General features: G+C 68.9%; 20 protein-coding genes. 12 read left to right on the top strand and 8 right to left on the bottom strand.

Translation table 11 applies throughout. The features are described 5' to 3' along the window. Positions 1-94: 94 nt before the first annotated feature. From BLW84_RS40665 to sdhC, 4 genes are all read right to left on the bottom strand, one after another. Entirely contained in the window at positions 95-880 is a 786-nt protein-coding gene (locus BLW84_RS40665) for a succinate dehydrogenase iron-sulfur subunit (RefSeq protein ID WP_093277122.1), read from the bottom strand. Continuing rightward, entirely contained in the window at positions 880-2670 is a 1791-nt protein-coding gene (gene sdhA / locus BLW84_RS40660; RefSeq protein WP_093277120.1) for a succinate dehydrogenase flavoprotein subunit, read from the bottom strand. The genes BLW84_RS40665 and sdhA overlap by 1 nt, the downstream gene beginning before the upstream one ends. Positions 2671-2743: 73 nt before the next feature. Then, the gene (locus BLW84_RS40655; protein WP_093277117.1) at positions 2744-3163 is read right to left on the bottom strand and encodes a succinate dehydrogenase hydrophobic membrane anchor subunit; all 420 of its coding nucleotides are present in this window, start codon (positions 3161-3163) and stop codon (positions 2744-2746) included. 5 nt (positions 3164-3168) lie between these two features. Continuing rightward, the gene (gene sdhC / locus BLW84_RS40650; RefSeq protein ID WP_093277115.1) at positions 3169-3603 is read right to left on the bottom strand and encodes a succinate dehydrogenase, cytochrome b556 subunit; all 435 of its coding nucleotides are present in this window, start codon (positions 3601-3603) and stop codon (positions 3169-3171) included. A gap of 518 nt (positions 3604-4121) precedes the next feature. On the opposite strand from sdhC, the gene BLW84_RS40645 reads away from it, so the two are divergent. The 5 genes from BLW84_RS40645 to BLW84_RS40625 all read left to right on the top strand — a co-directional run bounded on the left by BLW84_RS40645 (position 4122) and on the right by BLW84_RS40625 (position 9672). Continuing rightward, positions 4122-5216 (top strand): BMP family lipoprotein, encoded by a 1095-nt coding sequence (locus tag BLW84_RS40645; RefSeq protein ID WP_177226975.1) that lies wholly within the window; start codon positions 4122-4124, stop codon positions 5214-5216. A gap of 169 nt (positions 5217-5385) precedes the next feature. Next, positions 5386-6936: an ABC transporter ATP-binding protein gene (locus BLW84_RS40640; protein WP_093277112.1), complete on the top strand. Its 1551-nt coding sequence runs from the start codon at positions 5386-5388 to the stop codon at positions 6934-6936. Further along, complete coding sequence (locus tag BLW84_RS40635; RefSeq protein ID WP_093277109.1) at positions 6933-8027, top strand: ABC transporter permease; 1095 nt, start codon at positions 6933-6935, stop codon at positions 8025-8027. The genes BLW84_RS40640 and BLW84_RS40635 overlap by 4 nt, the downstream gene beginning before the upstream one ends. Positions 8028-8089: 62 nt before the next feature. After that, positions 8090-9292: an ABC transporter permease gene (locus tag BLW84_RS40630; RefSeq protein ID WP_245761732.1), complete on the top strand. Its 1203-nt coding sequence runs from the start codon at positions 8090-8092 to the stop codon at positions 9290-9292. Next, the gene (locus BLW84_RS40625; protein ID WP_093277104.1) at positions 9292-9672 is read left to right on the top strand and encodes a cytidine deaminase; all 381 of its coding nucleotides are present in this window, start codon (positions 9292-9294) and stop codon (positions 9670-9672) included. The genes BLW84_RS40630 and BLW84_RS40625 overlap by 1 nt, the downstream gene beginning before the upstream one ends. A 125-nt stretch (positions 9673-9797) precedes the next feature. Here BLW84_RS40625 and BLW84_RS40620 read toward each other — a convergent pair whose 3' ends face one another. Beyond that, the gene (locus BLW84_RS40620; protein ID WP_093277101.1) at positions 9798-10208 is read right to left on the bottom strand and encodes a hypothetical protein; all 411 of its coding nucleotides are present in this window, start codon (positions 10206-10208) and stop codon (positions 9798-9800) included. A gap of 265 nt (positions 10209-10473) precedes the next feature. After that, positions 10474-10650 (bottom strand): hypothetical protein, encoded by a 177-nt coding sequence (locus BLW84_RS48080; RefSeq protein ID WP_177226973.1) that lies wholly within the window; start codon positions 10648-10650, stop codon positions 10474-10476. Between the two features lie 189 nt (positions 10651-10839). Between BLW84_RS48080 and BLW84_RS40615 the strand changes: the two genes are divergently transcribed. Further along, positions 10840-12141: a thymidine phosphorylase gene (locus tag BLW84_RS40615; protein ID WP_425441822.1), complete on the top strand. Its 1302-nt coding sequence runs from the start codon at positions 10840-10842 to the stop codon at positions 12139-12141. Positions 12142-12170: 29 nt separating this feature from the next. Here BLW84_RS40615 and BLW84_RS40610 read toward each other — a convergent pair whose 3' ends face one another. Next, positions 12171-13364 (bottom strand): coiled-coil domain-containing protein, encoded by a 1194-nt coding sequence (locus tag BLW84_RS40610; protein ID WP_093277098.1) that lies wholly within the window; start codon positions 13362-13364, stop codon positions 12171-12173. A gap of 321 nt (positions 13365-13685) precedes the next feature. Here BLW84_RS40610 and BLW84_RS40605 point away from each other — a divergent pair, with 321 nt between their 5' ends. From BLW84_RS40605 to BLW84_RS40595, 3 genes are all read left to right on the top strand, one after another. Continuing rightward, positions 13686-14774: an adenosine deaminase gene (locus tag BLW84_RS40605; RefSeq protein ID WP_093277095.1), complete on the top strand. Its 1089-nt coding sequence runs from the start codon at positions 13686-13688 to the stop codon at positions 14772-14774. Positions 14775-14891: 117 nt separating this feature from the next. Next, entirely contained in the window at positions 14892-15656 is a 765-nt protein-coding gene (locus BLW84_RS40600) for an IclR family transcriptional regulator (RefSeq protein ID WP_093277092.1), read from the top strand. A 179-nt stretch (positions 15657-15835) separates the two neighbouring features. Further along, a complete protein-coding gene (locus tag BLW84_RS40595; RefSeq protein WP_093277089.1) occupies positions 15836-16444 on the top strand; it encodes an RNA polymerase sigma factor in 609 nt (202 codons plus the stop codon). 47 nt (positions 16445-16491) lie between these two features. Here BLW84_RS40595 and BLW84_RS40590 read toward each other — a convergent pair whose 3' ends face one another. Continuing rightward, positions 16492-17715: a primosomal protein gene (locus BLW84_RS40590; protein WP_093277086.1), complete on the bottom strand. Its 1224-nt coding sequence runs from the start codon at positions 17713-17715 to the stop codon at positions 16492-16494. Positions 17716-17975: 260 nt separating this feature from the next. On the opposite strand from BLW84_RS40590, the gene BLW84_RS40585 reads away from it, so the two are divergent. From BLW84_RS40585 to BLW84_RS40575, 3 genes are all read left to right on the top strand, one after another. Further along, positions 17976-18554 carry an SMI1/KNR4 family protein gene (locus BLW84_RS40585; RefSeq protein ID WP_093277199.1) on the top strand — a complete coding sequence of 193 codons (579 nt, stop codon included), beginning with the start codon at positions 17976-17978 and terminating at the stop codon, positions 18552-18554. A 130-nt stretch (positions 18555-18684) separates the two neighbouring features. Next, positions 18685-19038: a PadR family transcriptional regulator gene (locus BLW84_RS40580; protein WP_093277083.1), complete on the top strand. Its 354-nt coding sequence runs from the start codon at positions 18685-18687 to the stop codon at positions 19036-19038. Continuing rightward, entirely contained in the window at positions 19035-19655 is a 621-nt protein-coding gene (locus tag BLW84_RS40575) for an HAAS signaling domain-containing protein (RefSeq protein WP_143061282.1), read from the top strand. The genes BLW84_RS40580 and BLW84_RS40575 overlap by 4 nt, the downstream gene beginning before the upstream one ends. Positions 19656-19813: the final 158 nt, after the last annotated feature.

Below are 19813 nucleotides of genomic sequence, written 5' to 3'. Positions count from 1 at the left end.
CCGGGGCGCGAAGAGCGCCCGATCCCAGGCGAAATCGTGAAACCAGAACGGCGCCCGCCTCCGGGGAGGCGAGCGCCGTTGGTTGTTGCCGAGGTCAGCGGCGGCGGAACATCAGGGCCCGCTTGACCTCCTGGATCGCCTTCGTCACCTGGATGCCTCGCGGGCAGGCGTCCGTGCAGTTGAAGGTCGTGCGGCAGCGCCACACCCCGTCGACGTCGTTGAGGATGTCCAGTCGCTCCTCGGCACCCTCGTCGCGGCTGTCGAAGATGAACCGGTGCGCGTTGACGATCGCCGCCGGGCCGAAGTAGTTGCCGTCCGACCAGTACACCGGGCACGACGTGGTGCACGCCGCGCACAGGATGCACTTGGTGGTGTCGTCGAACCGGGCCCGCTCGGCGACCGACTGGATGCGTTCCCGGGTCGGCTCGTTGCCGGTGGTCATCAGGTACGGCTTGACCGCCCGGTAGGCCTCGAAGAACGGCTCCATGTCGACCACCAGGTCCTTCTCGACCGGCAGTCCCTTGATCGGCTCGATGGTCAGCGTGGTCTCGCCGCCCTTGGCCAGCAGGTCCTTCATCAGCACCTTGCAGGCCAGCCGGTTGACGCCGTTGATCCGCATCGCGTCGGACCCGCACACGCCGTGCGCGCAGGACCGGCGGAAGGTCAGCGTGCCGTCGACGTACCACTTGATGTAGTGCAGCAGGTTCAGCACGCGGTCCGACGGCAGCGCCGGGATCCGGTAGGATTCCCAGTGCAGGTCCTCGTCGACCTCCGGGTTGTACCGGAGGATCTTGACGGTGACCATCGTCGCGCCGTCCGGGATCGGCGGTGCGTCAGCCGGGAGCTGGGTCGTGTCGTTGTTCGTGGTAGCGGCGGTCATCAGTACTTACGCTCCATCGGCTGGTACCGGGTGACGACGACGGGCTTGTAGTCCAGGCGGATGTCGGCCTGGAATCCGGTCAACCCGAGCGGCGCGTTCGGGTCCTCCTCCTCGGGCAGGACCTTGTACTGCATGCTGTGCCGCATGAAGTTGACGTCGTCCCGGGCGGTGTAGTCCTCGCGGGCGTGGCCGCCGCGGGACTCCTTGCGGGCCAGCGCGGCGTTGACCAGCGCCTCGGCCAGGTCGAGCAGGAAGCCCAGCTCGATGGCCTCCAGCAGGTCCGAGTTGTACCGCTTGCCCTTGTCGTGCACGGAGATCCGGCCGTAGCGCTCCTTGAGCGCCTGCACGTCCGACAGCGCCGTCTTCAGGGTCTCCTCGGTGCGGTACACCGAGGCGTTGGCGTCCATCGTCTGCTGCAGCTCGGTGCGGATCGTGGCGACCCGCTCGCCGCCGTGCGCCGTGCGCAGGTGGTCGACCATGCCCTGCACGAGCTTGGTCGGCTCCGCCGGGATCTCCACGTGCTCGTGGCCCAGCGCGTACTCGGCCGCGGCGATGCCCGACCGGCGGCCGAACACGTTGATGTCCAGCAGCGAGTTGGTGCCCAGCCGGTTCGAGCCGTGCACCGAGACGCACGCGCACTCGCCGGCGGCGTACAGGCCCGGGATGACGGTGTCGTTGTCCCGCAGCACCTCGCCGATGATGTTGGTCGGGATGCCGCCCATCGCGTAGTGCGCGGTCGGGTAGACCGGCACCGGCTCCTTGGTGGGCTCCACACCCAGGTAGGTGCGGGAGAACTCCATGATGTCCGGCAGCTTCGCCTCGAGCAGCTCCTCGCCGAGGTGCGTCACGTCCAGCAGCACGTAGTCCTTGTTCGGACCCGCGCCGCGGCCTTCCAGCACCTCCAGGGCCATCGACCGGGCGACGATGTCGCGCGGCGCCAGGTCCTTGATCGTCGGGGCGTAGCGTTCCATGAACCGCTCGCCGTCGGCGTTGCGCAGGATGCCGCCCTCGCCGCGGACGCCCTCGGTGATCAGGATGCCCAGGCCGGCCAGGCCGGTCGGGTGGAACTGGTAGAACTCCATGTCCTCCAGCGGCAGGCCCTTGCGGTAGATGATGCCCATGCCGTCGCCGGTGAGGGTGTGCGCGTTCGACGTGGTCTTGAAGACCTTGCCGAAGCCGCCGGTGGCGAAGATGACGGACTTGGCCTGGAAGACGTGGATCTCGCCGGTGGCCAGCTCGTAGGCGATCGCGCCGGAGCAGACCTGCTGGCCGTCCGGGCCGTCGCTGAGCATGATGTCCAGGACGTAGAACTCGTTGTAGAACTCCACGCCGTGCTTGACGCAGTTCTGGAACAGCGTCTGCAGGATCATGTGGCCGGTGCGGTCCGCGGCGTAGCAGGCGCGGCGGACCGGGGCCTTGCCGTGGTCGCGGGTGTGGCCGCCGAACCGGCGCTGGTCGATCTTGCCTTCCGGGGTCCGGTTGAACGGCAGCCCCATCTTCTCCAGGTCGAGGACCGCGTCGATGGCTTCCTTCGCCATGATCTCGGCGGCGTCCTGGTCGACCAGGTAGTCACCGCCCTTGATCGTGTCGAAGGTGTGCCACTCCCAGTTGTCCTCTTCGACGTTGGCCAACGCCGCGCACATGCCGCCCTGGGCGGCACCGGTGTGCGAACGGGTGGGGTAGAGCTTCGTCAGCACGGCGGTGCGGGCGCGCTGGCCGGATTCGATCGCGGCGCGCATCCCGGCGCCACCGGCGCCGACGATGACCACGTCGTACTTGTGGAATTGCATGGTCGCCTCCTCGGGCTGTGGCGGGACCCGCGGGTGGGGCGTCGATCTCGCCACGCTGTGGTCGTCTGCGGCGCTAGCCGATGTTCGGGTCGAAGGTGAAGATCACGAAGGTGCCCAGACCCACGGTCAGCAAGACCGAGACGTACAGCAGCATCTTCAGCCAGAAGCGTGTGCCGTCTTTTCGGGAGTAGTCGTTGATGACGGTGCGCAGCCCGTTGCCGCCGTGCAGGCCCGCCAGCCACAGCATGGTGAGGTCCCAGAACTGCCAGAACGGGGACGCCCAGCGGCCGGCGACGAACGCGAAGTTGATCTTGTGAACGCCGCCGTCCAGGAACAGCATGATCAGCAGGTGGCCCAGCACCAGGAAAAGCAGGAGCACACCGGACAGCCGCATGAACAACCAGCTGTAGAGCTCGAAGTTGTTGCGGCGTGCGGCGGGGCGCGACGGGGTGCGCGGCTTCTCCACGGAAAGCGGAGCGTCGGTGACGGTCATTTTGCTCAACCCCCGAAGAGTTCCGTGAGTGCGCGGCTGATCAGGCTGATCGCGGCCGGGATGATCAACACCAGCCAGAGCGCCACGACCGTCCACAGCATCGGCTTCTGGTACTGCGTGCCCTTGGCCCAGAAGTCGACCAGCATGACCCGGATGCCGTTGAACGCGTGGAACAGCACGGCCGCCAGCAGACCCAGCTCGAACAGGATCATCACGGGGTGCTTGTAGGTTTCGATGACCGTGTCGTACGCGTTCGGCGAAACCCGGACGAGGGCCGTGTCCAGGACGTGTACGAACAAGAAGAAGAAGGTGAGTACGCCCGTGATCCGGTGGGCGACCCACGACCACATGCCCAGATCGCCGCGGTAGAGGCGGCCCTTCGCGCGCGGTGCGGTGGCGCGCTGCGGGGCCTCGGCCGCGGAGGCGGTGGTGCTGGCCATGGTGGAAGGCCTCCAACCTCGCTGGTGGACTGACGGCCCCGTTCGGGAACAAGGGGCGACCGGCCCCGAGTTGCAGTTGGTCCCAATTGGCATTGGGTGCACGCCCGTCACCGGCCACGAACTGGGGCCTTGACTCATCGGATGCTAGACCCGGCGAATCGCCCCGGCCTACTCGCCTGCGCCGTCTGTGATCGACCAGACAAGCGCCCCATCTCGGTTGATCGATGTAGAAACCATTTCGTGACATGCGAGCAATGCGCAAGCGGCAGCGTCAAGACTTAATTTCGAGAGCCACGTCACCGAATGGCGTGCGCCGCGCCCCGGAAGAACAATTCACCGGAGACAACACCTTCGTGTGGAGTTCACCCGACGCCGCGGACCTCCGGTCAAGCCGGAGCGGCGGTGGGAGCGCGGTGGGACCGACAGGAAAGGGGAACGGCATGCGGCGAACGCCGATATGGGGAAGGCGCTCGGGTGCCGGAGGAGTGCGCCGGAACGGCGCCACAGTGGTCGCAGTGATGCTCACCGGCGCCTTGGCGCTGGCGGGTTGTGCCAAGGACAGCGGGGGTGGGGGAACCAACAACGCCCAGGGCCAGGGGTGCCAGCTGAGCGCGCCGCCGGCCGGGGCCGCACCGACCACTTCGGGCAACGAGCAGCAGCAGCCCGCCCCGCAGGCCGCCGGGATGCGGGTGGGGCTGGCCTTCGACATCGGTGGACGCGGGGATGCCTCGTTCAACGACGCCTCGGTCGCGGGCCTGGACCGCGCCAAGGCGCAGATGGGCTTCAGCGACATCAAGGAGCTCGACGCCGGGGCGGGTGAGCCGGAGGACGCCAAGCAGACCCGGCTGCGGCAGCTGGCGCGCGAGGGCTACAACCCGGTCATCGCGGTCGGCTACTCCTACGCGGACTCGATCAAGATGGTCGCTCCGGAGTTCCCGGACACCAAGTTCGCGATCATCGACGAGGACGTGCAGGGGATCCCGAACGTCACGTCGCTGGTGTTCGCCGAGGAGCAGGGCTCGTTCCTGGTCGGCGTGATCGCCGCGCACCGGTCGAAGAACTGCCACGTCGGCTTCGTCGGCGGCGTGAAGACGCCGCTGATCGAGAAGTTCGAGGCCGGGTACGTGGCGGGCGCCAAGGCCGCCGCGCCGGACATCAAGATCGAGAGCAAGTACCTGTCGCCGGCCGGCGACTTCAGCGGCTTCCAGGACCCCAACCGGGGTTCCGAGGTCGCGACCAGCCAGCTGGAGTCCGGCGCCGACGTGATCTACCACGCGGCGGGCGCCTCCGGTAAGGGCGTGTTCTCGTCGGTGAAGTCCTCGAACGCGCAGGCCATCGGCGTGGACTCCGACCAGTACAACCAGCCGACGGTCGCGGAGTACAAGGACGTGATCATCAGCTCGATGCTCAAGCGGGTCGACTTCGCGGTGTACGACTACATCGCGGCGGTCGCGCGCAACGACCTGAGCACGCTGCCGAAGAAGTTCGACCTGGGCATCGACGGCGTGGGCTACTCCACCTCCGGCGGCAAGATCACCGAGCTGGTCCCCACGGTGGACGCTTACAAGGCGGCCATCGCCCGCGGCGACATCAAGGTTTCCGACAAGCCGTGACATCCCAGATGAGGGGCACTTCCGGCGCGGTCGACGCGTCGGGGGTGCCCCTCATCCGTCAACGGGTCGGTTGGCGGGTTCGCGCCAAGATCGTCACGTTCTCGCTGAAACCGTCCATTGTTGAGCGTCTTTCTGCTTCGCTGCCGGTGTCGACGTACCACGGAGCCCCATGAACACCTCGATTGCGCCGGATTCCGGCGGCCCACCCGGCACGGCCGGGGCACCGGCCGTCGAACTGACCGGCATCACCAAGACCTTCCCCGGCGTGGTCGCCAACTCCGATGTGAACCTGCTGGTGCGCGCCGGTGAGGTGCACGCCCTGTGCGGCGAGAACGGCGCCGGCAAGTCCACGCTGATGAAGATCCTCTACGGCATGCAGGCGCCGGACTCCGGCACCATCCGCGTGCACGGCGAGGAAATCCGGTTCCGCACGCCCGCCGAGGCGATCCGGGCCGGCATCGGCATGGTGCACCAGCACTTCATGCTCGCCGACAACCTGACCGTGCTGGAGAACGTCGTGCTCGGCGCGGAACGCGAGCACGGCATCGGCGCGAAGGCGCGGCGGCGGGTGCTGGAGCTCGCCGAGCAGGCCGGCTTCGAGCTGCGCCCGGACGCGCTGGTCGAAGGGCTCGGCGTGGCCGACCGGCAGCGGGTGGAGATCCTCAAGGTCCTGTACCGGGGCGCGCGGATCATCATCCTCGACGAGCCGACCGCCGTGCTGGTCCCGCAGGAGGTCGACGAGCTGTTCGACACCCTGCGCACCATGCGCGAACAGGGCTTCACGTTCCTCTTCATCTCGCACAAGCTCGACGAGGTGCGCGCGATCGCCGACACCATCACTGTCCTGCGGCGCGGCACCACGGTCGGCACGGTGCCGGCCGCGGAGGTCAGCAGCCGCGGCCTCGCCGAGATGATGGTCGGCAGCCAGCTGCCGGTGCCCGAGCACGGCGAATCCACCGTGACCGACCGAGAGGTGCTGGTCGTCACCGGCCTGTCCGCATCGGACCAGGACCGGGCGGTGCTCTCGGACGTCGACCTGACGGTGCGGGCCGGCGAGGTCGTCGGCATCGCCGGCGTCGAGGGCAACGGCCAGACCGAGCTGGTCGAGGCGATCATGGGCATGCGGTCGGTCACCGCGGGCCGGGTGGTGCTCGGCGACCGCGACCTGACCGGTCTGTCCACTCTGGCGAGGCGGGAAGCGGGCATCGGCTACGTGCCGGAGGACCGGCACCGGCAGGGTCTCCTGCTGCAGGAATCGCTGTGGATCAACAGGATCCTCGGCTACCAGACCCGCAGGCCGACGGCCCGCGGCGTCTGGCTGGACCGGGCGGGCGCGAAGGCCGACACCCAGCGGATCATCGACGAGTTCGACGTCCGCACGCCCGGCATCGACGTGGACGCGGCCGCGCTGTCCGGCGGCAACCAGCAGAAGCTCGTGGTCGGCCGGGAGCTCTCCGGCGACCCGGCGCTGCTCATCGCCGCGCATCCGACACGCGGCGTGGACGTCGGCGCCCAGGCCGGCATCTGGGGCCACCTGCGCGCCGCCCGCTCGGCCGGCCTGGCGGTCCTGCTGATCTCGGCCGATCTCGACGAGCTGATCGGCCTGTCCGACACCATCCGGGTGATGTTCCGGGGGCGGCTGGTCGCGACGGCCGACCCGCGCTCGGTCACCCCGGAGGACCTCGGTGCGGCGATGACCGGTGCAGGGGAGGCGGCATGAACACGTGGCGCGCACGGCTGCTGCCACCGGCGCTGGCGATCGTCTTCGCCGCGGTGCTGTGCAGCGTGGTGCTGCTGGTCTCCGGCGCGAACCCGCTCGCGACGCTGGCGGAGATGATCGCGCAGGTCGCCCGCGGCACGACCGCCGTGGACATCGTCAACACGGCGGGGGCGTACTACCTGGTGGCGATCGCGGCCGCGATCGGGTTCCAGATGAACCTGCTGAACATCGGCATCGAGGGCCAGTACAAGCTGGCCGCCTGCGTGGCGTCGATCGTCGGCGGCGCCATCAGCCTGCCGTTCGGGCTGCACGCCGTGGTGATCGTGGTGGTCGGTGCCGTCGTCGGTGCCGCGTGGAGCGGCATCGCGGCGCTGCTCAAGGTCTACCGCGGGGTGTCCGAGGTGATCTCCACGATCATGCTCAACATGCTGGCGATCGGCGTGGTCGCCTACCTCGTCCCGACCTTCGGCGAGCTGCGCGGGAACACGCAGGGGACCAAGATCATCCCGGACAGCGGCCAGGTGCCCGGCATCCCGTTCGGCGGCGCGGGCACCATGTTCGGCCTCGTGCTGCTCGCGGCCGCCGTCGGCGTCGGCTACGCGGTGCTGATCGACCGGACCCGCTACGGCTTCGAGCTGCGGGCCTCCGGCCTGTCGTCGACCGCGGCCACCGCCGGTGGCGTGAACTCCAAGCGCATGGTCATGTCCGCGATGCTGATCTCCGGCGCCGTCGCGGGCCTGGCCGGCCTGCCGGAGATCCTCGGCCGCGACCACACCTTCACGCTCAACTTCCCGACCGGGTACGGCTTCGCGGGACTGGCCATCGCGCTGCTCGGCCGCAACCACCCGATCGGCGTGGCGTTCGGCGCGCTGCTCTGGTCCTTCTTGGACAAGAGCTCGTTGACGCTCGACAACATCGGGGTGCCCAAGGAGATCGTGACGATCCTGCAGGGCGCGATCGTGCTGTCGGTCGTCGTCGCGTACGAGTTGGTGCGCCGCCGCGAACTCGCCGCCGAGCAGCGGCGGGTCGGGCGTGCGCTGGGCACCGCGGCCGCGCCGGCCGCCGCCGGAACCGGAGGTGAGCGGGCATGACCGCGGTCGCGACCAAATCATCGGCACCGGCGGACCGGAAAGCGGGCGCCCTCGGCGGCCGGATGCCCAGTTGGGCCCGCGTCCTGCTGTGGGTGGCGGTCGGCTTCCTGGCGGTGTCGATCACCTCGTACCAGACCGGCGTGCCGCAGCTGACCTCGTCCGGCACCGTGCAGGCGGCGGTGCGGTTGGGCATCCCGATCCTGCTGGCCGCCCTCGGCGGGTTGTGGGCGGAGCGGGCCGGGGTCATCAACATCGGCCTGGAAGGCATGATGATCCTGGGCACCTGGGGCGGTGCCTGGGCCGGCTACCAGTGGGGACCGCTGGCCGGGCTCGTCGCCGCCGCGGTGTTCGGCGCGCTCGGCGGCCTGGTGCACGCCGTGGCGACGGTGACCTTCGGGGTCAACCACATCGTGTCCGGTGTGGCCATCAACCTGCTCGGCGCGGGCACCGCGAAGTACCTGTCGACGCTGCTGTTCGAGCCGATCTCGCGGAACCCGCGGGAGTCGCCGCCGGTGCCGAAGTTCGACACCTACTCGGCGCAGCCGCTGGGCACCTGGCTGCAGCAGCTGGAGGACCTGCAGCGGGTCGGGATCTCCGACCTCGCGGGCATCCTCGGCGGCCTGGTCACCGAGGTCTCGCCGCTGACGATGCTGGCGTACCTGCTGGTGCCGGTGAGCTACCTGGTGCTGTGGCGCTCGCCGTTCGGACTGCGGCTGCGGTCCTGCGGCGAGAACCCGGTCGCGGCGGAGTCGCTCGGCGTGAACGTCTACCGCTACAAGTACATCGCGGTGATCATCTCGGGTGCGCTGGCCGGGATCGGCGGCGCGGCGCTGATCCTCAACCCGGGGCAGGCCGGCTACCTGGAAGGCCAGACCAACAACCGGGGCTACATCGGCCTGGCGGCGATGATCTTCGGCAACTGGCGGCCCAGCGGCCTGCTGGGCGGCGCGGCGCTGTTCGGCTACGCCGACGGCCTGCAGCTGCGCAGCGGCGAGACCAGCGTGCACGCGCTGCTGTACGCGGCGACGCTGCTGCTGGTCGTGGTGGTGGCTGTGCAGCTGTGGCGGCGGATGTGGTTCGGCGCCGGGGTGGCCCTGGTGTTCGCGGCGGTCACGTACGCGGTGTACTGGTTCACCGACGAGCTCCCCGACGAACTGACGGCCTACACGCCGCACCTCGTCACCCTGGTGATCCTCGCAGCGGCATCGCAACGACTACGACCACCCGCCGCAGACGGCCTGCAATACCGCAGAGGCGAGGACTAGTGACGACCACTGTGGACTGGGAGGCGCTGCGCGCCGCGGCGGTCGAGGCCGCGGCGCTGGCGTACTGCCCGTACTCGAAGTTGCAGGTGGGAGCGGCGGCGCTGTGCGACGACGGCCGGGTGGTCGTCGGCTGCAACGTGGAGAACGGTTCCTACGGGCTCACGCTGTGCGCGGAGTGCACGATGGCGGGCCAACTGCGGCTGACCGGCGGAGGCCGGTTCGTCGCGGTGGCCTGCCGGAGCGGAACGGGCGACCTGCTGATGCCGTGCGGCCGCTGCCGCCAGCTCCTCTTCGAACTGGGCGGCCGGGACTGCCTGGTGGACACGCCGCGAGGAGTACTGCCGATGACCGAAGTCCTCCCCGACGCCTTCGAACTGTAAGCGGCCGCTGCGCGAGCGGTGTATGGTGTGCGCGGGAGTTCGGCATCGTGGGTGTCGGGCGAGTCGCAAGGTCAGGTGCTTCCTGGGGCAGACCGGGACCCTGGCCTTACGCATCTCTGAGGTTGTTAGCAATCGATCGCCAAGTCGATCTGGTAGAGCCGGGCGTCCAGGAGCTCGCGGCAGTTGTCCGATCCTTCTTTGCTGGACCGGACAGCACCAGCCACGATGTCCGCCGCCCAGAGCAGCGCCTCGCTACTTCCTGGCAGGTGTTCGATCTCGAAGACGGCTCCTTTGGGGAGCTCGTATCGGGCTCCGCGGACGGTCGTAACACCTCGTTCGTTGAGCGCTCGCGAGCGGCCCTCCATCAGCAGGCGATCGATTCCGTAGCTGTGTAGCTCGGGTACCAGTTTGCCGAGGCACAGTGCGCGGGCGCGTTCCTGTCGTCGCCTGGGCACGGGGGTTCCGACCACGACGATGTGAAATCCTTCGAGTTCGGCCACGATCTTCGCCGCATTGTGCTTCTCCTGCGAAGTCATCTCGTTCCATTGAGGGTTTTTCATCCTGGTCGGGTACCGCAGCCGCGGTGTCTGACCTGCGCCTGAGTGCGCGCCGTCGCCAAGCGCCGTCAGGCGCTTTCGGGCCCACCCTCGCAACTGGCACCGCCGCGGGTTCTCAGCGTTCGCCTGGCGAGGACGGCCCTGACGCCGTGTATTGGCATACATAAGTCAGGGCACCCACAGTCCAGGCGGACGCTGAGGTTCCGCCACCCGCACCGCCACGCAGAACGAGGTTGGAAAAACCTCAGTGCAACTTGTACGCGTTGCGCCTGCCACGCAGCTCGTGCATCGCTAACCTCGCTGGATCGTGCGTGGCAACCTCGAAGATCACCGCAGCGAGGATGTAGTAACCGCCGACTTCGGCTTCGTGGAACGATTCGTCGGCAAAGGCTTGGTTGCCTGCTGCGGCGGGGAGGATCACCCGGCGAGCCTAGCGTTGTGGGAACGTGCTCCGACTGGCCGTCGAGATCCACATTGCGCACGGGTAGGTTGCACATCTCGGTCGTACACAACGCTTTTGGCATAGATCACCCGATTGGGGTGTATCTGTAGGTGGGGTTCGGTTCTCTTTATAGGCGGGAAGTTGTTGTGAGCCGTGGAGGTGGTGGCGGTGCATTCCGCTGTTGACGTGATCCGCGCGAAGCGCGATGGGCAGGTGCTCGGCGATGCGCAGATCGACTGGGTCATCGACGCGTACACCCGGGGTCAGGTCGCCGATGAGCAGATGGCCGCGCTGGCGATGGCGGTGCTGCTGCGCGGCATGACGCCGGCGGAGACGGCGCGCTGGACGGCGGCGATGGTCGCCTCCGGCGAGACGCTGGTGCTGGACGGGGTTCGAAGGCCCACTGTGGACAAACATTCCACCGGTGGCGTCGGCGACAAGATCACGCTGCCGCTGACGCCGCTGGTCGCCGCGTGCGGCGCGGCGGTGCCGCAGCTGTCCGGCCGAGGGCTCGGTCATACCGGCGGCACGCTGGACAAGCTGGAGTCGATCCCGGGCTGGCGGGCCCGGTTGTCGCCCGACGAGATCCGCGACCGGCTCGACGACGTCGGCGCGGTGGTGTGCGCCGCGACGGAAGGGCTGGCCCCGGCCGATCGCAAGCTCTACGCGCTTCGCGACGTGACGGGCACGGTCGAGTCCATCCCGCTGATCGCCAGCTCGATCATGAGCAAGAAGATCGCCGAGGGCGTGCAGTCGCTGGTGCTGGACGTCAAGTGCGGTTCGGGTGCGTTCATGAAGGACCTGGGCCAGGCGCGGGAACTGGCCACCGCGTTGGTGGAGATCGGCATGGCCAACGGGTTGAGCACCAGCGCGTTGATCACCGACATGTCGGTCCCGTTGGGCCGCGCGGTCGGCAACGCACTGGAAGTGGCGGAGGCGGTGGAGGTGCTGCAGGGCGGCGGGCCGCCGGACGTCGTGGAGCTGACGCTGGCGCTGGCCCGCGAGATGCTCGAGCACGCCGGTCTGTCCGATGTGGACCCGGCCGAGGTGCTGGCAGACGGGCGGGCGTACGACTCGTGGTGCCGGATGATCCGGGCCCAGGACGGCGACCCGGAGGCCGCGTTGCCGCGAGCCGAGCACGTCGAGGTCGTCACCGCACCTGAAACCGGGACGCTGGCGAGGCTCGACGCGTACGGGGTTGGGATCGCGGCCTGGCGACTCGGGGCCGGCCGGGCCCGCAAGGAGGACGACGTCCAGCACGCCGCAGGAGTGCTGTGCCTGGCGAAGCCGGGCGATCGCGTGACGACGGGCCAACCGCTGCTGGAACTACACACCGACCGGCCGGAAACCGTCACCGGCGCCCGGGAGGCGTTGGTGGGTGCATACGAGATCAGCGGCGCCGACGAGGTGTCGACGCCGCTGATCCTGGATCGAGTGGTCGCGGACCGCGCACCGGCCGGACCACCCTGATCCAGGGGACGGCCGGCGCGCGGCTCGGACTAGGCGCTTTCGGCGGTGAAGTCCTCGTCGCCGTCTGCGGTCAGGGCCTTGTCGGGGTCGCGCTTCGCGCTCTTGGACCGGCCGCGGCGCTGCTGCCGGGGCAGCGTGGTGGGCGGCGGCGGGGCGGAAGGCGCGCTGCCGCCGAGGATCAGCTCCGCGAAGGTAGCCATCGCCTCGTCGAGCTGACCGGCGTGCCGCCGCTCGCTCTCCTCGTTGGCCTCGCGGACCAGGGCGCCCAGCGACTCGCTGTCGGGACGCGAGGACAGCGTGCCGGACAGCTGCGACAGGTTCTTCGACAGCGTGCCGCCGAGCTCGCCGAGGCCGCTCTTGACGCCTTCTTCGACGGTGTCCAGGCGGTTGGTGAAGCCCTGCTCGACGGAGTCGATCCGGGTGTTGACGTTGTCCTCGACCTGGGTGAGGCGCCCGGAGACCTGGTCCAGCCGGTTGGTGAGCTGCTCCAGCCGATCGGCCAGCTTGTCCAGCTTGTCGGTCGGGTCCACGGCGGGACGCGCGGCGAGCTGGTCGAGCTTGGCGTCCAGCTGCTCGCGGGTGCCGGAGACCGCCTCGGAGAGGGTGCTCTGGGCGTTGGCGGTGGAGTCGGTGACCGCGCGCTGCAGCGCCTCGCGGGTGCCGTCGAGGTGCTCGTGCACGCCCTCGTCGATCTCGGCGAAGCGGCCGCGCAGGCTGGTCTCCAAGGAGTCGATGCGCTCGCGCACCGGCCCGTGCACCGCGGTCGGCAGCGCCTCCAGCCGGCCGTCCTGCTTGTCGAGGTGCAGGCCGAGTTCGTCGAGGCGCTTGTGGATGTGGCCGAGCTTGTCCTCCAGGCCGTCCATCCGGCCGGAGACGCCGTCCATCCGGCCCGCGACCCCGTCCAGGCGCCCATCCAGCTGGGCGAACGGCTTGGCGAGCTTGTCGACCAGGCCGTCGACGGAGCTCTTCAGCTCGACCAGCGCACCGTCGTGCGCTTCCAGCTTGGCCAGTGCCTCGTCGAGTCGTTCGGCGAGCACGCTGACTTCGGTGCGATCCGGCAGCTCGGACAGGCGCTTCCGCACGGAGCCCAGGGACTCCAGCGGCGACAGCCGGGCATGGATCTCGTCTAGGGCGTCGAAGATCTGCTGCTGCTCGCTCTCGCGGATCTCAGCCGCACGCGTGAGCATGTTGCGCATGCGGTCGAACGACATGTTCTCGGTCACGGCTAGGGGCGTCCTTCGTCGAGGGGGGTGAGGACTCCAGGAGCCTAGCTAGTCGGTTCTCGCGTTCCCAGCCACCCCCCGATACATTGCGTGACTGCGGTGCCAATTATGACTCCGTTCGGCAGTGGATTATTAGGCCGAAAAGACCAATGAACTCGCTGCTGAATGCTCTAAGAGTCGCGATTGCCTCCATCTGGGTGAGTTTTGCGTGACGGCCGTCCGGTTGAACGAGGCCTGAATCCGGGCGTATCTGGGGTTTCTTCGAGCTTGTTGTTCGTAGCTGTGCGTGAGGTGATTGCCTGCGCGCTGTAACGTGGGCGCATGTCGACTCCGGTGAACCTGGACTCCATCAGGCTGGCTCCGAAGGTGTTGCTGCACGACCACCTCGACGGCGGTCTGCGCCCGCAGACCGTGATCGATCTGGCGCAGGCGGTCGGGTACTCCGACCTGCCGCACGAGAACGCCGATGAGCTGGGCGAATGGTTCGCCGCGGCGGCGGACTCGGGGTCTCTGGAGCGCTACCTGGAGACCTTCTCGCACACCGTCGCCGTGATGCAGACGGAGGAGGCGCTGGCCAGGGTCGCGGCCGAGTGCGTCGAGGATCTGGCCGCCGACGGAGTGGTGTACGCGGAGATCCGCTATGCGCCGGAACTCTTCCAAGAGCGGGGCCTGGCGCTCGACCAGATCGTGCAGGCCGTGCAAGACGGATTCCGGGATGGTGAGCGCCGTGCCGCGGCCGCCGGAAAACGTATCCGAATCGGTACCTTGCTCTGCGCGATGCGGCAGCACGCGAGGTCGGCGGAAATCGCGAACCTCGCTGTTCGGTACCGCGACGCGGAGGTGGTCGGCTTCGACATCGCGGGACCGGAAGCCGGATTCCCGCCCACGCGGAACCTGGACGTCTTCGAATATCTCCGTCAGCAGAACGCGCATTTCACCATTCACGCCGGTGAGGCGTTCGGGCTGCCGTCGATTTGGGAGGCGATCCAGCACTGCGGCGCGGAACGCCTCGGGCACGGGGTGCGGATCGTCGACGACATCAAGGTCGCCGAGGACGGCGCGGTGCACCTGGGCCGGCTCGCGTCCTACGTCCGGGATCGGCGGATCCCGCTGGAGATGTGCCCGTCGTCGAACCTGCAGACCGGGGCCGCCAAGTCGATCGCCGACCACCCGATCGGCCTGCTGGCGAAGCTGCGGTTCCGGGTCACCGTGAACACCGACAACCGGCTGATGAGCCACTGCTCGATGTCCGGTGAGTTCGCCGCGCTGCACGAGGCGTTCGGCTACGGCTGGTCGGACATGCAGTGGTTCACGGTGAACGCGATGAAGTCGGCGTTCATCGGCTTCGACGAGCGGCTGGAGATCATCAACGAGGTGATCAAGCCCGGCTACGCGGCGCTGTCGGAATGATCGGAGATCGCCGCCGAAACGGGTGCGTGCCCCTCGGCGGCGGTGGATACTGCCAAGCCTGAATTTGTTTCACAATCGGCGCGAGCACCACGGCGCCGCGGAGCTCAGGAGGGACAGGTGGCACGGGGCGGCGAACCCACGTTGATCGCATCGGTGCAGCGCGCGCTTCGATTGATGGAGGTGGTGGGCGAGCACGCGGGCGGTGCGACCGCGAAAACCCTCGCCAGACGCACCGGAATCGCGTTGCCGACCACCTACCACCTGCTGCGCACCCTGGTGCACGAGGGCTATCTGGAGAAGCTCGACGACGGCGCCTTCATCCTGGGCGAGCAGGTGAGCGGGCTGCACGTCGCGGGCCAGAACCAAGGCCTGCGCAGCCAGGTCCGCACCGTCATGGTGGGCCTGCGCGAGGACCTGAACGCGGCCATCTACCTGGCCCGCTACCACGAGGGCGAGGTGGAGGTCGCCGAGATCGTCGACAGCCCGCGCACGCCCCGGGTGGACACCTGGGCCGACTTCCGCGAGGCCGCGCACGCCACGGCGATCGGCAAGTGCCTGCTCTCCGGGCTGAGCCAGGAAGAACGCGCCGACCACTTCCTCCGGCACCCGCCCGCCGACCTGACCCCGCGCACGATCACCCGGATCCGCGACCTGGTGAACCGCCCGGTCCGGCCGGTGGTCTCCGACTCCGAGGAGTACTCGCTGGGCACCGCGTGCCTGGCCGCGCCGGTGATCGGCGCCAGCGGTCCGGTGACGCTGGCGATCTCGTTCCCGGCGCGCAAGCTCGCCGACACCAAGTCCTACGTGCGGCCGTTGCGGACCGCGGCCGTGGAGATCTCCCGGACCCTCGCGGTGGCGGGCCGTTTTCCGGCTGCCGGGTGATGTTTCGGCGGGGCACCGTCGCCCTTTCGAGGGGTAATCACTATCTGAAATTCTCTGCCTTGTTCGTCGTCCCGGTCCCGACGAGCATCTCTCGCAGTGGGGGCGTACCCGGTGGGGGACGGCCGCCGCTTTCGCGCTGCAGCACGTCCCCCACCGGTGCAAAAGCAGTGAGAGGAACGATGATCGCGGGTGACGATCGGACGCTGCTGGACGCGGTTCGGACTGGGTCGACCGAGGCGTTCGGTGAGCTGTACTCGCGGCATCGCATGGCGGCGCACACCATGGCCAAGCAGGTCGTCGGCACCCACAGCGACGCGGAAGACCTGGTCGCGGAAGCGTTCGTGAAGATCCTGGACGTCCTGCGCCGCGGTGGCGGCCCGGACTCCGCGTTCCGCGCCTACCTGCTCACCACGGTGCGGAACCTGGCGATGACGTTGAACAACCGGGACCGCCGGGTGCTCCTGGCCGCCGAGCTCGACGGCTTCTACCGGCCCGACAACTACGTGCCGTTCATCGATCCCGCGGTGCTCAAGCAGGAGCGCGAGCTGGTGGCGAAGGCGTTCGCCCGGCTGCCGCGCCGCTGGCGGCACGTCCTGTGGTGCATGGAGGTCGAGGAGGAGACGACGGCCGAGATGAGCCACCGGCTGGGCATCAGCCGCAACAGTGCGGCCGCGCTCGTCTACCGCGCGCGAAAGGGCTTCCGGGAGGCCTATTCGCAGGTGTGCGCGGGCGAACCGACGCGCCGCAGGCTCGCGGCCCCCGGGCAGCTCCTCGCCGAGGTGGCCTGACGCCCGGGTGCCGATCTCGCGCGGAAACCGGCACCCGCGCTTCGGGTTCAGTGCGAGCGGAACCGCGCTTCCAGGTTTTCCACCAGCTTGCGCCAGGTCTCGACCTCGGCGTCGAACGGCGCGCTCGGCGGCAGCCGGTTCGGGTTCGGGCGGAGCACGAAGGAAACCAGCCAGCCGAGCCGCTCCGACGGCTGCAGCGCCTGCTCGACGGTGTCGTCGCCGGCCCACGCCGCCGCGTCCATCAGCAGTTCCTCGGCGAGGTCCAGCTGGGTCGGGTCCACTTCGGACGGTCCGGTGCCGAGGTCGGCGTCCAGTCCGGTCAGCACGTAGGTGTTCTCGGAGTCGACCTCGACCTGCAGCTCGCCGGCGGTCGCCTTCTCCACGACCTGCGACCAGGTCGCGACCCGGGCCAGGTCGGTGTCCTCGATGGCGCTCTCGTCGGCCAGGAACCGGGCCAGCGCGCGCGCCGACGGGAACACGTCGATCTTGCCGCCGCTGCCGAGGAAGATCGGGTCGTCGTCGAGGTAGCAGCGCAGCGAGTAGTGCTCGCCGGTGCTGGTGATGATCAGGATCGGGTCGATGCCGACCTCGCCCCAGAAGCCGACCTCGACCTCTTCGATGTCGTCCACCTCGGGCGCTTCGGCGGTGTCCGCCGCCTCGTCGTCGGCTTCCAGCGCCTCGGCGAGTTCGGTCTCGGCGGTGGCGAGGGCGTCGGCGGGCACGTCCGGGGTGGTGACGACCGCGTCGATGGCGTCCAGCACCTCGTCCCAGCGCTCGACGACGACCTGGCACAGGTCGGTCCAGCGGCGCTGCCCGTCCTTGCCGGAGAACGCGAAGGTGCCCTGGTCGAGCATGGCGAACCCGTCGGCCGCGTCCAGCACGTCGTGCACCGCGTCCAGCTCGCAGACGTCGGCCAGCGAGCGGGCGATCTCGACGATGTCGGCGAGCTCGCCGATGGTCCAGGTGTCCATCGGCTCAGCGACCAGCTCGGGGACGCCGACCAGGTCGTACTGGTGGTCCTCGTCCGGGCTCAGGTCCTCGGCGGGGAGCTCGGGGACCACGTGCCACGCGGGGTGGTCGTCGAGGTCGTGCTCCTCCGCGGTGCGCACGAACGCCGCCAGGTGTGCGGCGTCGGGGAATGCGTAGAGGTCGTCCTCGTGTCCGAGGAATGCCTCCCACTCCTCGCCGTCCTCGCGCCAGCGCGGTGCCCACAGGGTGACGACGTCGCCCTGCGGGAGCCCAAGCTCGATGGGGACGATGTCCTGCGCCATCTCTCTACCTCCGGTCACCGAACCAGACCTCGCGGAAGCCTACGGGCTCCGCGTTCACAGCGTGTTCCCCGGTCCGGCTCTCACCGTATCGAGCCCGCGGAAAGCAACGGTCGACGGAACAGTTCGTAACGATCCCCATTCGGAACTGCGGCGGTGGTCCAATCCACATTGCGCCCTTCGGCGCAGCCGTGGCTCGCACCTGGCGGCGGGGTCACCTTTGGCGGTACCGGTTTGGCGAGTTCCGGACGACCATGATCGGAATGGTTGTCACGGAGCTGTGGACGAAGATCGTGCTGTGGCTTTCGGAGCACGCGCCCGTCACCGCAGCCGCCCTACGCTCCCCGGAGCCGCCGGACCTCGCCGAGCTGGAAGCGGAGTACGCGGTCGAGTTGCCCGTCGAACTTCGCGAGCTGTGGGCGTGCTGCGGCGGCACCGATGTGGATGTGCTGGCCGACGTCCTGCCGCCCTTCTACACGCCGTACAGCGCGGCGCAGGCACTCCAGTCGTGGCGGGATCACCGCAAGAACTGGACGGCGCAGTGGGACCGGCCGGCCTGCGACTACTACGCGGGCTCGCCGGGCTCCAGCTTCCACCCGTCGTGGATCCCGATCGCCGGTGATGGCTTCGCCGATGAGCTCGTGGTGGATCTGCGGCCGGGGCCGCTGACGGGCTGCGTGCTGGAGTGGGAGCAGGAGGCAGCCCAGGTGCTCAGGCCGGAGTGGCGGGGCGTCGGGTCGATGCTCGCGGACGTGCACCGGTCGCTGACCGAGGGGATTCCGGCGGGGCACAGCTATCCGACCGTCACCGAAGACGGCCGCCTCGACTGGCAGATCCGCTGACGCGACCCGCCTTCGCGGCGAGGTGTGCGACTTCCGGCGCGGAGCCGGTTTCCGGTTGATTGACGAGCCAGGGAGACTGCGCGTCGCCTACTAGTTGGCGAGACACACTAGTTGGTGTTACCTTGTTCCCGTGGTTGACAAGGCGATCTCGGCCAGGCAGACGCAATGGCTGCGCGGCGTGCTGGATCTGGCCGTGCTAGCGCTGCTCGCCGAGGAAGGCGAGGGCTACGGCTACACGCTGCTGCAGAGGCTGGCCGAGGCGGGTTTGCCCGACATGAAGGCGGGCACGCTCTACCCGCTGCTCAACCGGCTCGCCGCGGACGGGTTGCTGCGGGCCGAATGGCGGGCCGGCGAAGGCGGGCCAGGCCGCAAGTACTTCGCGCTGACCGATGAGGGGCGGGCGGCGCTGGTCGAACTGGGACCGAGGTGGATCGAGTTCGCGAACAACTCGATCCGGCTCGTGCAACGAGGGGTGCAGGAATGATGACGCTGGACAAGAAGTACCGGGACGAGCTGCTCGTCGCGCTGCGGATGCACGAGATCTCCGGCGAACGCGTCGGCGAGGTGCTCGCCGAGGTCGAGGCGCACGTGACGGAGACCGGTGAAGACCCGGTCGAGGCCTTCGGCCGACCGCGCGAGTACGCCGCGCAGGTCGCGGAGCAGCTCGATCGCGGCACCGGGAAGAGGTCCACGATGGAGGTCGTGGCCAGCGGGGCGGCGGTGGCGGCGCTGACCATGTTCGGTTCGGACTACCTGCTGGACGGGCTCTTCGCGGATGCCGCGACGATTCCGTACACGCTCAAGGACACGGTGGCCTTGGTGACGCTGCTGGTCCTGATCGTGTCGGGAACCATGCTGTTCTTCGCGGCCTTCACCGCGAAGGCCCGCAACCAGGTCTACGCCGTTGCGGCAGTGGTGACCTTCGCGCTGTGCATCGTGTCGCAGATCGTGATCGGCTCGGTCTTCGACGACGTGACGCCGCTGTACGAGATGCCGCGCTGGGCGGCGATCGCGCTGGGCGGAGTGCTCGTGCTCGGCGTGATCGGCATGCTGGCGCGCGCGATCCGGCGCGGGCGCGTGGTCTACCCGAAGGCCTACTGAACCCGGGGCCCGTGGACGATGTCCGCGATTTCAATGAGGTTCTTTCATCCTGGTCGGGTACCGCAGCTGCGGTGTCTGACCTGCGCCTGCGTGCGTGCCGTCGCCAAGCGCCGTCAGGCGCTTTCGGGCCCCTTCGCAACTGGCACCGCCGCGGGTTC

This window comes from Saccharopolyspora shandongensis (assembly GCF_900106995.1).
GTDB classification, from domain to species: Bacteria; Actinomycetota; Actinomycetes; order Mycobacteriales; family Pseudonocardiaceae; genus Saccharopolyspora; species Saccharopolyspora shandongensis.
Note: the sequence above shows the minus strand (reverse complement) of the source record. Positions and strands in the feature narration are given on the sequence as shown.

Bases quoted from the DNA above. Each gene is read 5' to 3' on its own strand.
- BLW84_RS40665 (WP_093277122.1), bottom strand. From the start codon at position 880: ATGACCGCCGCTACCACGAACAACGACACGACCCAGCTCCCGGCTGAC.
- sdhA (WP_093277120.1), bottom strand. From the start codon at position 2,670: ATGCAATTCCACAAGTACGACGTGGTCATCGTCGGCGCCGGTGGCGCC.
- BLW84_RS40655 (WP_093277117.1), bottom strand. From the start codon at position 3,163: ATGACCGTCACCGACGCTCCGCTTTCCGTGGAGAAGCCGCGCACCCCG.
- sdhC (WP_093277115.1), bottom strand. From the start codon at position 3,603: ATGGCCAGCACCACCGCCTCCGCGGCCGAGGCCCCGCAGCGCGCCACC.
- BLW84_RS40645 (WP_177226975.1), top strand. From the start codon at position 4,122: ATGCTCACCGGCGCCTTGGCGCTGGCGGGTTGTGCCAAGGACAGCGGG.
- BLW84_RS40640 (WP_093277112.1), top strand. From the start codon at position 5,386: ATGAACACCTCGATTGCGCCGGATTCCGGCGGCCCACCCGGCACGGCC.
- BLW84_RS40635 (WP_093277109.1), top strand. From the start codon at position 6,933: ATGAACACGTGGCGCGCACGGCTGCTGCCACCGGCGCTGGCGATCGTC.
- BLW84_RS40630 (WP_245761732.1), top strand. From the start codon at position 8,090: ATGCCCAGTTGGGCCCGCGTCCTGCTGTGGGTGGCGGTCGGCTTCCTG.
- BLW84_RS40620 (WP_093277101.1), bottom strand. From the start codon at position 10,208: ATGACTTCGCAGGAGAAGCACAATGCGGCGAAGATCGTGGCCGAACTC.
- BLW84_RS40605 (WP_093277095.1), top strand. From the start codon at position 13,686: ATGTCGACTCCGGTGAACCTGGACTCCATCAGGCTGGCTCCGAAGGTG.
- BLW84_RS40595 (WP_093277089.1), top strand. From the start codon at position 15,836: ATGATCGCGGGTGACGATCGGACGCTGCTGGACGCGGTTCGGACTGGG.
- BLW84_RS40590 (WP_093277086.1), bottom strand. From the start codon at position 17,715: ATGGCGCAGGACATCGTCCCCATCGAGCTTGGGCTCCCGCAGGGCGAC.
- BLW84_RS40585 (WP_093277199.1), top strand. From the start codon at position 17,976: ATGGTTGTCACGGAGCTGTGGACGAAGATCGTGCTGTGGCTTTCGGAG.
- BLW84_RS40575 (WP_143061282.1), top strand. From the start codon at position 19,035: ATGATGACGCTGGACAAGAAGTACCGGGACGAGCTGCTCGTCGCGCTG.